Source organism: Microbacterium sp. B24, assembly GCF_000333415.1.
In the GTDB taxonomy this organism is placed as follows: domain Bacteria; phylum Actinomycetota; class Actinomycetes; order Actinomycetales; family Microbacteriaceae; genus Microbacterium.
On sequence record NZ_BADB01000407.1, the window covers coordinates 1 to 9972 of the forward strand.

Genomic DNA, 9972 nt, shown 5'->3' on the forward strand with positions numbered 1-9972 from the left:
GGTGGCTGCGTCGTCGGTCAGGCTGGACGGCGCCAGGATCGTGAAGTCGACGCCGCTCGCGCGCAGATGATCATCGGCAGCGGCCTTCGCCTCGGCGTAGGCGAAGAAGCCGTTGTCGGGGTCGACGCCATGGTCTGCTCCAGCACCGAAGTAGGACACCATGATGAACCGGTCGACGCCCGCCGCGGCGGCGGCATCGATCGTGCGGATCGCGGCGTCACGGTCGACGGCGTAGGTGCGGGCCGCGTCACCGCCGCCGGCGCCCGCCGACCAGATCACGACGTCGGAGTCGCGGACGAGGTCGGTCAGCTGCGCGATGTCGAGACCCGCGACGTCGGCCACCTCGGGATGAGCCCCGGCAGCCGCCACATCGTCGGCGTGATCCGCATTGCGGATCACCGCCCTCACGTCGTGTCCGGCCCGAACCAGCAGAGGCTCGGCCTGCAGCGCGACCTTGCCGTGCCCGCCGATGATCAGGATGCGTGCCATGGTTCCAGCCTACGCGCGGCCGCCTACGCTGGAACCATGACCGCCACGACCGCTCTCGTTCTCGTCGCCAACGCCGCAGACGGCTCCCTCACCACTTTCCGCCTCGCCGACGGCACCCTCGAGCGCCTCGCCGTGACCGAGGGACTGACGGGATGCTCCACCTTCGCCGTGGATGCCGCGCGCGACCTCGTCTACGCGGCGGTCAAGGGGGATCCTGCCGGCATCGTCACCCTCTCGCTCGACCGCACGAGCGGCATCCTCACCCCGCTGTCACGCCGCGATCTCCCCGCCGGCGGCATGAACTACCTCGCGCTCACGCGCGACGGCGCGGCCCTTCTCGGCGCGAGCTACGGCGGTGGCTACGGCATCCTCTCCCCCATCGTCGACGGCGTCGTCGGCGAGCCGGTGTCGACGATCTCCTACCCCAACCTGCACTCGGTGCTGCCGAGCGCTGACGGCCGGTTCGCCTACTTCGTCTCGCTCGGCGCCGACCTCGTCGCCCAGTACGCGATCGCCGACGAGCTCGCCCTCGTCCCGCTGAAACCCGCGACCGTGGCGGCTCCCGCCGGCAGCGGACCGCGCCATCTGCTGGTGAACGACGCGCAGGATGCGGTCTACGTCATGACCGAGTTCTCCGGCGAGGTGCTGCATTACGCCCGCGACGCCGCGGCCGGCACCCTGGAACTCGTGGGCGCGGCATCCGCCTTCGACCGTTCGAAGGGTCTCGGCCACAGCGAGTTCGGCGCCGATCCCCTCGCCCACCACTTCATCTGGGGCGCCGACCTGCACGCCGGCGCGGACGGCCGCGTGCTGTGGGCGTCGGAGCGCACCGAGAGCACGCTCGCCGCGGTTCCGGTGGCCGCCGACGGCAGCCTCTCGGATGCCGCGACCTTCACCGTCACCGAGCAGCAGCCCCGCGGCTTCGCCACGAGCGCCGACGGTCGCTACCTCGTGGCCGCCGGCGAGAAGTCGACGTCGGTGTCGCTGTACGCCGTGGACGGCGAGCGCCTCGAGCTGCTCCAGCGCGCCGAGACCGGCAACGGCGCCAACTGGGTGCGCTTCATCGACTGACGCCCCGTCGTCCGTCCCGCCTCGCCGCATCCGCCGACCGATGACGACCAGAGCGGACGGATGAACCGCCTCAGAGGCCGACCATCTCCGCGCTGCGCTCCCACAGGCGCGCGGCGATGACCGGATCGGCGGCGACCGGCGAGGTGCGCGCCAGGCGGTTGGCGACGTAGTAGCCGCCGTGCTCCCAGTCCAGACCTGGCTTGCCCAGCGCGAGCCAGGCCAGCCGCGCCCCGCCGACATCGGTCGAGGTCAGCAGCCGGCTCGTCACGGGATTGGTGTACATGAAGCGCCACGGTCCCTTGGCCGTGGCCGCGAAGCTGCTGCCGATCACGCCCGGGTGGAATGCGGCCGCCGCCACACCGTCGTCGCCCCAGCGCCGCTCGATCTCCTTCGTGAACAGGATGTTCGCGAGCTTCGCGTTGCCGTATGCCGAGCTCGCAGAATATCGCCGCTCGGCGTTGAGGTCGTCGATGTCGAAGCGCGAGAAACGTCGCGCGGCGACGCTCGAGGTCTGGATGACCGCGGCTCCGGAGTCGACGAGGCGATCGCGCAGCAGATTGGTGAGCAGGAACGCCGCCAGATGGTTCGTCTGGAAGGTCGCCTCGAATCCGTCGACCGTGACGGTGCGATCGCCGAAGATGCCGCCCGCGTTGTTCGCGAGGACGTCGATGCGCGGATAGCTCGCCCGCAGTTCATCGGCGAGCGCGCGCACCTGCGCGAGGACGGCGAAGTCGGCGACGTGGAACGGCATGCCGATCCCCTCGGCCACCTGCCGGGTCCGCCGCGGGTCGCGCCCGACGACCACGACCCGCTGCCCGGCCAGGGCGAGCTGTCGGGCCGCGGCGGCACCGATGCCGCTGCTGGCTCCCGTGATCACGATCGTGCGGGGGTCGTTCTCGTTCATGCCGGGAGGGGTCATGCGGCGAGTCTACGTCCGCCGACAGAGGGTCCTGCCGGGCCGCCCCCTGCATGACCGCGACCCGACAGGAGTGCAGGGGTCAGGGCGAGGGGATGCCGCCGTTGACGTTCAGCGTTTCGCCGATGACATAGCTGGACTCGGCCGATGCGAGGAACACGTAGGCGGGGGCGAGTTCGGCGGGCTGGCCCATTCGCCCGAGCGCGGTGTCCTCGCCGAAGCTGTCGAGCTTGTCCTGCGGCTGGCCGTCGGTGGGCTGCAGCGCCGTCCAGATCGGCCCGGGCGCGACCGCGTTGACGCGGATGCCCCGGGGTGCGACCTGTTGGGCGAGCGCCTTCGTGAACGCATTGATCGTGGCCTTCGTCGACGCGTAGTCGACGAGCACATCAGAGGGCTTGTACGCCTGGATGGAGGTCGTGTTGATGATCGACGAGCCGGGTTCGAGGTGCGCGAGGGCGGCCTTGGTGATCCAGAACATCGCGTACACGTTGGTCTTGAACGTGTCGTCGAACTGCTCGTCGCTCAGGGTCTCGAGGTCGTCGTTGAAGATCTGCTTGCCCCCGTTGTTGACGAGGATGTCGAGTCCGCCGAGGCCGTCGACGGTCTTCTCGACCAGGTCGCGGCAGTAGGCGGCATCCTTCAGATCCCCCGGAAAGGTGAGCGCCGTGACGCCGGCGTCGCGGATGAGCCCGGCGATGCGCTGCGCGTCCTCCTCCTCTTCGGGCAGATAGGAGATCGCGACGTCGGCGCCTTCGCGCGCGAACGCGATCGCGGTGGCGGCACCGATGCCCGAGTCGCCGCCGGTGATGAGGGCGCGGCGGCCGCGCAGACGCCCGGTTCCGCGGTAGGTGTCCTCGCCGAGATCCGGACGGGGCGTCAGTTCGGCCTCGAGGCCGGGTTCCGGCATCCGCTGCTTCTGCGGCTCGATGTCGGCATAGAGGGCGGCCGGGTCGGTGAACGTGTACTGGTCGCGGGTCATTCCGGCAGTCTCGGCGACCGGGCGCCGCCGCGCAGGTGGATTGACAGTGCCGTCGGGCGGTGTTAGCGCGCGCGGGCGCGCTCGTCCGTCCCGTCGTGCCGCCATGCCTCGTCCACAGCGACATCTGCGGCCGGACGACCGGGGGCGGCGCGGCCGCGGCGTGCGATCGCGACGTTCACGACGCCCAGCGACAGGACGATCGCCGCGGCCAGGGCCGGCACGGCCATCGCGACGCCCAGCGAAACCTCTTCGGCGATCCAGCCGGTGGCCGCCGCGGCGAGCGCCTGCGCGAGCGTGAGGGCGGAGCTGAGCAGCGTCATGGTCGTCGCCGATCGTCCGCGCGGGGCACGCTCACCCGCGAGCGAGAACAGCGTCACCAGCGTCGGCCCGACCCCGAGGCCCATGACGAGCAGCCAGCCGGCGACCACGCCCAGGCTCGACGAGGTCGCATACCCGACGGATGCCGCCGTCAGCACTCCCGCGAAGGCGAGCCAACGGTGGCGCAGGGCGAAGCGCGCGGGCAGCAGCACGACGCCGAGGGCCAGCACCGCGGAGCCGATGCCCATGAGCCCGTAGAGCAGGCCCGCCTGCGCCTCGTCGCCCGCAGCCCGCGCGAAGGCCGTCAGTGACGTCAGCGCCGCGCCGAAGAACATTCCCACCCCGAACGTCGCCGCCACCAGCACGAGCATCGAGGGCGTCAGCACCGCGCGGAAGGCGGCGCGCTCCGCCGCGGTGTCGGCGCGACTCTGCAGCAGGCGCGCGGTGGGGTGCAGCGCGAACGCGAGCACGAAGCCGAAGCTGAGCGCTGCGGCCACCGCGATCGGAGCCCACGGTGCGATGAGGGCTGCGAGGATGCCGACCAGGAACGGGCCGATGACGAAGGCCGTCTCGTCGGCAGCCGACTCGTACGACATCAGCCGCGAGGTCGTCTTCGTGCGCCGCTCGGGAGCGATGCGCGCGGCGACGATGGCCAGCAGCCGGCTGCGCGACATGGCCGCCGCCTGCGGTCCGGTCAGCCCGATCGCCAGAGCCGCCGCCAGGATCACGCCCGGGGGCGCCTCCGCCGTCGCGACCAGCGGGAACAGCGCGAGCAGGATGCCGTTGGCGAGCCCCACCGGGACGAGCACGCGCCGCTGTCCGTGTCTGTCCACGAGATCGCCCATGATGGGGCCCGCGATGACGACGCCGATGCCGACGGCGGCCGAGGTGAGCCCGCCGAAGCCGACCGAGTCGGTCGCGTGGACGACGAGCATGAGCACGCCGACGGTCATCATCGCGAAGGGCAGACGTGCAACGAATGCGATCGGCCAGTAGGCCCATCCGGTGTGCGCGATCAGCGATGAACGACCGCTGGCGGTCGAGGGGTGGTGCACGGGGTTCCTCCGGGACATGGGCTCGTTGTTCACGTGCCGCCTTGCCCTCCGAACGAATCCGGGGCCGGGTGCCGTCCGCGACGTCGCGGTCGGATGGCTGGGTGGAGCAGGTAGATGCACTTCGCGCTCCGCGAAGGAGCACGACACTCGAGTGTACCGGATGGATATCTCCGGTGGTCTGACCACACGGCGAAATCGGAGTAGCATCGAACGGTCCCCGACCGCCAGCGACAACGGTGCCGCCTCCTCACAGATGGGCACCCGCGCATGTCAGTCGCCACCTCCTCCCTGCCGATTCCGGTCGCAGGGGCCAGACGCCGTGCACGCGTGGCGCCCTGGCTGCGCGTGAGCGCCGCGGTGTTCGCCGTGGCATGGGGCGGCAACGAGTTCACGCCGTTGCTGGTCACCTACCGGCTGGAGCAGCACCTCAGCGCTCTGACCGTGAACCTCCTCCTCGGCGCGTATGTCCTCGGCATCGTGCCGGCCCTGCTCATCGGCGGCCCCCTCTCGGATCGGTTCGGCCGCCGGGCCCTCGCCCTGCCCGCACCCGTCCTCGCGCTCACCGGTTCCGCCGTTCTCGCCGCCGGCGGCGGATCGGCCGCGCAACTCTTCACCGGCCGGGTCTTCTCGGGCCTCGCGCTCGGTCTCGTGATGGCCGTGGGCACGGCCTGGATCAAAGAGCTCTCGGCAGCTCCGTTCGACACCGGCGCCGACGCCGGCGCCGGTGCGCGCCGCGCGGCGCTGGTGCTGACGGTCGGGTTCGCCCTGGGCGCCGCGGTGGCAGCCGCCATCGCGCAGTCGGGGACGGCTCCGGAAGTGCTGCCGTATCTCGTCAACGTCCTGCTGTGCGCGCTCGCTCTCGCGCTCATGTGGTCGGCCCCCGAGACGCGCACGCGCAGCGCGCACCCCGGTCGACTGCGCGACGACCTCCGCATCCCGGCGGCGACTCACCGCCGCTTCGTGTTCGTCGTGACCCCGCTCGCCCCGTGGGTGTTCGGCACGGCGGCGAGCGCCTATGCGATCCTGCCCGTGCTCTTCTCCGCCCAGGTGCCCGGCTTCGAAGTCGGGTTCGCGGGTCTGCTGTGTCTCATCGCGCTCGGATGCGGTGTGGCAGCCCAGAGCCTCGTGCGGCGCATCGATCGGGCCGGCAGCGCGCGGACGATCATCGCGTCCTTCACGGCAACGGCGATCGGGCTGGCCCTCGCGGCAGCGGCGGCGCTGAGCATGTCACTGGCCGTCGCGATCATCGCCGCGGCAGCTCTGGGCACGGCCTACGGCTTCCTGCTGGTCACCGGCTTGCAGGAAGTGCAACGGATCGCCGGCCCCGACGATCTGGCCGGTCTGACCGCCGTCTACTACTCCCTCAGCTACCTCGGCTTCTTCGTTCCGGCCGTACTCGCCTCGCTGAGCCCTGTGATCGGGTACCCCCTGCTGTTCGGCGCAGGCACCCTCTTCGCCCTCGTCAACCTGGTGGCGACGTCGGCGGCGCACCGCCGCTGCTGAGGTCGGCGGCGCTCAGGCGGAGAAGAACGCTTCTGCCGCGCGGCTGAGGGCGAACAGGTCAGCAGTGCCGGCGAGCTCGCGGGCGGAGTGCATCGAGAGGATGGGAATGCCGACGTCGACGGTGCGGATGCCGAGTCGCGTCGCCGTGATCGGCCCGATCGTCGACCCGCAGGGCACGGCGTTGTTCGAGACGAACTCCTGCGAGACGACGCCCGCGGCGTCGCACCAGCCGTGCCACGCGGCCGCACCGGCGGCATCCGTCGCGTAGCGCTGATTCGCGTTGATCTTCAGGATCGGACCACTGCCGAGGACGGGCTGGACGACGGGGTCGTGCTTTTCGGGGTAGTTCGGGTGCACGGAGTGGCCGACATCGCTGGAGACACACCAGGATGCCGCGAGTGCCCGCAGCTGCTCGTCGCGATCGGCCCCGAGCCCGCGCTGCACCCGCTCGATCACGTCCGACAGGAACGGGCCGGCGGCGCCGGAGCGCGTCGCCGAGCCGACTTCCTCGTGGTCGAAGACCGCGAGCATCGGGATGTGCGCGGTGTCGGAGGGCGCGGCGACGAGGGCGGTGACGCCGGCGTGCACCGACGCGAGGTCATCGAGACGGCCGCTGGCGAAGAAGACGTCGTCCTTGCCGAAGACGGCGCCGCGCGCGGCGTCGGCGGTCACGATGTCGTAGCCACGAATGCGTGCGGCGTCGATGCCGGCGGCGGCCGCGAGCTCACCGAGCAGGTCGGCCGACGCGGCGTCGCCGAGCCCCCAGACGGGCTGGGTCTGGGTCTGCTTGTTCAGAGCGAGGTGGTCGTTGGCCTCACGGTCGAGGTGGATCGCGAGCTGCGGCAGACGCAGCAACGGCCCGGTTGCGGTCAACACGGCGGAGCCGTCATCGAGTACCAGACGCCCGGCGAGGCGCAGCTCGCGATCGAGCCAGGAGTTCAGCAGCGGGCCGCCGTAGATCTCGACTCCCGCCTGCAGCCAGCCGAAGCGACCGGTGGTCGGCTTCGGCTTGAGCTTCAGCGCCGGGGAGTCGCTGTGGGCGCCGAAGACGTGGATGCCGGTGCGCGCATCGGCCGCACGCGGCACGACCCAGGCGATGACGGCGCCGTCGCGCACGACGACGTACCGCCCGCCCGCAGCGAGCGACCACGCCTCTGCCTCGACGACGGAGGTGAATCCGGCATCCTCCAGCCGTCGCGCGACCTCCGCAGCCGCGTGGAAGCTCGAAGGAGACGCGGCGACGAAATCGGCGAGATCGTCGGCGTGGGCGCGGGCGGCAGCGGAAGCGGGCATCTCCTCAGCGTAGTTCGGGGTCCAGGCTCATGCCGCGCGGCGTCGCGCCGCCGCGCGCTGAACGATCAGCGCGATCAGCCGCCACCCCAGCAGGAAGACGGCGAGCACGATTCCCGCGACGATCACGAACGACACGGCGATGCCCTGGCCCGACACGACGCGCAGCAGCATGCCGCCCGCGAGCGTCATCGCCCACACCGGCAGCCCGGTGCGAGCGAGCGCGCGCGGCGCCCGCCACGCCTGCGCAATCAGCCAGCCGAGCACGAGAGCCGCCAGAAACGGCCACGCCGTGATGGCGAGCCCCGTCCACACGTCGGAATCGTGGCTGGCTCGACCCACGGCCGCGAAGGTGACGACCAGCGCCGCGTCGAGGGCGAAGGAGAGGAGGACGGAAGCGGATCGTGACATGCCTCCATCCTCCTCCCGTCGCGCGGTGGGTCAGTTGAGCGCGCGGGTGCCCGCGGGGATCACACCGTCGGCATAGAGGCTGCGGGTGACGTCCTGGAACGCGGTCAGCGCGACCCGCTGCGTCAGCGGACCGTACGAGATGCGGGCGACGCCGAGCCGCTCGTATTCCCCCGCGGCGAGGGCACCGGGAAGGCCGATCACACTCACCGACCGCTCACCGATGCCCGCGACGAGCTGCGCGGTCGCTTCGGCATCGAGCACCCCCGGGACGAACACCGAGGTCGCGCCGGCATCGAGGAAGGCCCGTCCGCGTGCGATGGCGTCGTCGATCGAATCGGCCAGCGGGCGCTCGCCTCCGCGGACGACCGCGTCGGTGCGGGCGTTGAGCGCGAACGGGACGCCCTCGGCATCCGCGGCGGCGACGGCGGCCGCGACCCGAGCGACGGACTCGTCGAACGGGCGCAGGCGATCCTCCATGTTCGCACCGACGACACCGACCGCGATCGCGCGGCGGATCGTGTCGGCGGGGTCGTCGTACCCGTCGTCGAGATCGGCACTGACCGGAACCTCACCGGCGACGGCGACGATGCGCCCGACCATGTCGAGCGTCGTCTCCAGCGGAATCGTCCCATCCTCGTAGCCGAAGGATGCGGCGATGGAGTGCCCCGCGGTCGCCAGGGCGCGCGTCTCGGGCAGCGCGAGGACGGCTTTCGCGGAGACCACGTCCCACACGTTGGCGACGCGGAGGATCTCGGGGGCGGCGTACAGGTCGCGCAGGCGCTGAGCGCGGGCGGCGAGGGAGGCATCTGTCATGTCTCCAGCCTGACCACCGGATGCCGCGGGCACCACCTCTTGACACGGTCTTCTCAGCAGCCTCGTGGGAATGCGGGGGCGCGCGGCCGGTGTTGGAACCCGCATGACCACTGTGGGAATCATCGGAGCAGGACACATCGGCAGCGCGCTCGCGGAGGGCCTCGTCGGACGTGGGTACGACGTCGTCATCAGCAACTCGCGGGAACCCGAGACGCTCGAAGGGCTGGTGGCCCGCTTGGGCGCGAACGCGCGCGCGGCGACGCCCGCCGAAGCAGCGGAAGCCGCGGACTGGGCGATCGTCACCGTTCCCTTGAAGGCGATCGCCGACATTCCGGCCGCGCCGTTGGCCGGCAAGGTCGTGCTCGACACGAACAACTACTACTGGGAGCGCGACGGGCGCATCGATGCACTCGAGGCCAAGGAGACGACCACGACGCAGATGGTTCAGGACCACCTCGCCGACGCGCGCGTCGTGAAGGCGTTCAACCATATCCCCGCCGCCGCCATCCTCACCGACGGCGCCCCGGCCGGCACCCCCGGTCGTCGCGCGCTCGCGATCGCGAGCGACCACGCGGATGCCGCGGCCCTCGCGACCGCCGTCTACGACGAGTTCGGCTTCGACACCGTCGACATCGGCTCGGTCGCCGAGAGTTGGCGGGTCGAGCGCGACCAGCCCGCCTACGTCGTCCGTCAGGACGCCGACGAGCTCCGCGCGAACCTGGCCCGAGCGACCCGCTGAGACACGCCGTCAGCGCGCGACGATCTCGTCCGCGTTGTCGGCGATCCAGCCCATCAGCGGGAGCACTCGCTGCATGAGCTCGTCGCCGCGGGCGGTGAGCGCATACTCGACGCGCGGCGGCACCTCGGGGTAGGCGGTACGCACGACCAGGCCGTCGGCCTCGAGGGTGCGCAGCGTCGACGCGAGCATCTTCTCGCTGATGCCGTCGACCGCTCGCCGCAGTTGACCCCACCGGGCCGTGCCCTCGCTGAGCGCCAGCAGCACGAGAATGCCCCACTTGCTCATCACGTGGTCGAGCACGGTGCGCGTGGGGCAGTTCTCGGTGAAGACCTGGTCGTAAGTGTCCGGATTTCCGCGAGAGACTCTAGAGGATCCCCGGTACCGAGCT

Annotated in this window: 11 protein-coding genes; 3 read left to right on the forward strand and 8 right to left on the reverse strand. The window is 71.3% G+C overall.

What is annotated here, in order from left to right:
- Positions 1–489 (reverse strand): NAD(P)H-binding protein (locus tag I5I_RS12150; protein ID WP_036319942.1); only part of this gene is annotated, 489 nt, incomplete at its 3' end.
- 36 nt (positions 490–525) lie between these two features.
- Here I5I_RS12150 and I5I_RS12155 point away from each other — a divergent pair.
- Complete coding sequence (locus tag I5I_RS12155; RefSeq protein ID WP_036319946.1) at positions 526–1560, forward strand: lactonase family protein; 1035 nt, start codon at positions 526–528, stop codon at positions 1558–1560.
- 70 nt (positions 1561–1630) lie between these two features.
- Here I5I_RS12155 and I5I_RS12160 read toward each other — a convergent pair whose 3' ends face one another.
- From I5I_RS12160 to I5I_RS12170, 3 genes are all read right to left on the reverse strand, one after another.
- Entirely contained in the window at positions 1631–2464 is an 834-nt protein-coding gene (locus I5I_RS12160) for an SDR family NAD(P)-dependent oxidoreductase (protein WP_036319969.1), read from the reverse strand.
- Between the two features lie 94 nt (positions 2465–2558).
- The gene (locus tag I5I_RS12165) at positions 2559–3455 is read right to left on the reverse strand and encodes an SDR family oxidoreductase (RefSeq protein WP_036319949.1); all 897 of its coding nucleotides are present in this window, start codon (positions 3453–3455) and stop codon (positions 2559–2561) included.
- A gap of 62 nt (positions 3456–3517) precedes the next feature.
- On the reverse strand, positions 3518–4861 hold the full coding sequence (locus tag I5I_RS12170) for an MFS transporter (RefSeq protein ID WP_374699916.1): 1344 nt from the start codon (positions 4859–4861) through the stop codon (positions 3518–3520).
- Between the two features lie 234 nt (positions 4862–5095).
- Between I5I_RS12170 and I5I_RS12175 the strand changes: the two genes are divergently transcribed.
- Positions 5096–6331 carry an MFS transporter gene (locus I5I_RS12175; protein WP_036319956.1) on the forward strand — a complete coding sequence of 412 codons (1236 nt, stop codon included), beginning with the start codon at positions 5096–5098 and terminating at the stop codon, positions 6329–6331.
- Between the two features lie 12 nt (positions 6332–6343).
- Here the strand turns inward: I5I_RS12175 and I5I_RS12180 are convergent, their stop codons facing one another.
- From I5I_RS12180 to I5I_RS12190, 3 genes are read right to left on the reverse strand one after another with little or no spacing between them, the layout of a single operon-like run.
- Entirely contained in the window at positions 6344–7624 is a 1281-nt protein-coding gene (locus I5I_RS12180; RefSeq protein WP_036319958.1) for a M18 family aminopeptidase, read from the reverse strand.
- Between the two features lie 27 nt (positions 7625–7651).
- Positions 7652–8032, reverse strand: coding sequence for a DUF3054 domain-containing protein (locus I5I_RS12185; RefSeq protein ID WP_036319961.1), 381 nt, complete (start codon positions 8030–8032; stop codon positions 7652–7654).
- Between the two features lie 30 nt (positions 8033–8062).
- Positions 8063–8845 (reverse strand): isocitrate lyase/PEP mutase family protein, encoded by a 783-nt coding sequence (locus tag I5I_RS12190; protein WP_036319963.1) that lies wholly within the window; start codon positions 8843–8845, stop codon positions 8063–8065.
- A 70-nt stretch (positions 8846–8915) separates the two neighbouring features.
- On the opposite strand from I5I_RS12190, the gene I5I_RS12195 reads away from it, so the two are divergent.
- Positions 8916–9584 carry an NADPH-dependent F420 reductase gene (locus I5I_RS12195; protein ID WP_374699917.1) on the forward strand — a complete coding sequence of 223 codons (669 nt, stop codon included), beginning with the start codon at positions 8916–8918 and terminating at the stop codon, positions 9582–9584.
- A 9-nt stretch (positions 9585–9593) separates the two neighbouring features.
- On the opposite strand, the gene I5I_RS12200 is transcribed toward I5I_RS12195, so the two are convergent.
- A partial coding sequence (locus tag I5I_RS12200; RefSeq protein WP_239640113.1) for a winged helix-turn-helix transcriptional regulator occupies positions 9594–9972 on the reverse strand: 379 nt, incomplete at its 5' end.

What these genes read in the sequence shown, in the direction of transcription:
- I5I_RS12155 (WP_036319946.1), top strand. Translation starts at nt 526, where the DNA reads ATGACCGCCACGACCGCTCTCGTTCTCGTCGCCAACGCCGCAGACGGC.
- I5I_RS12160 (WP_036319969.1), bottom strand. Translation starts at nt 2,464, where the DNA reads ATGAACGAGAACGACCCCCGCACGATCGTGATCACGGGAGCCAGCAGC.
- I5I_RS12165 (WP_036319949.1), bottom strand. Translation starts at nt 3,455, where the DNA reads ATGACCCGCGACCAGTACACGTTCACCGACCCGGCCGCCCTCTATGCC.
- I5I_RS12175 (WP_036319956.1), top strand. Translation starts at nt 5,096, where the DNA reads ATGTCAGTCGCCACCTCCTCCCTGCCGATTCCGGTCGCAGGGGCCAGA.
- I5I_RS12180 (WP_036319958.1), bottom strand. Translation starts at nt 7,624, where the DNA reads ATGCCCGCTTCCGCTGCCGCCCGCGCCCACGCCGACGATCTCGCCGAT.
- I5I_RS12185 (WP_036319961.1), bottom strand. Translation starts at nt 8,032, where the DNA reads ATGTCACGATCCGCTTCCGTCCTCCTCTCCTTCGCCCTCGACGCGGCG.
- I5I_RS12190 (WP_036319963.1), bottom strand. Translation starts at nt 8,845, where the DNA reads ATGACAGATGCCTCCCTCGCCGCCCGCGCTCAGCGCCTGCGCGACCTG.
- I5I_RS12195 (WP_374699917.1), top strand. Translation starts at nt 8,916, where the DNA reads ATGCGGGGGCGCGCGGCCGGTGTTGGAACCCGCATGACCACTGTGGGA.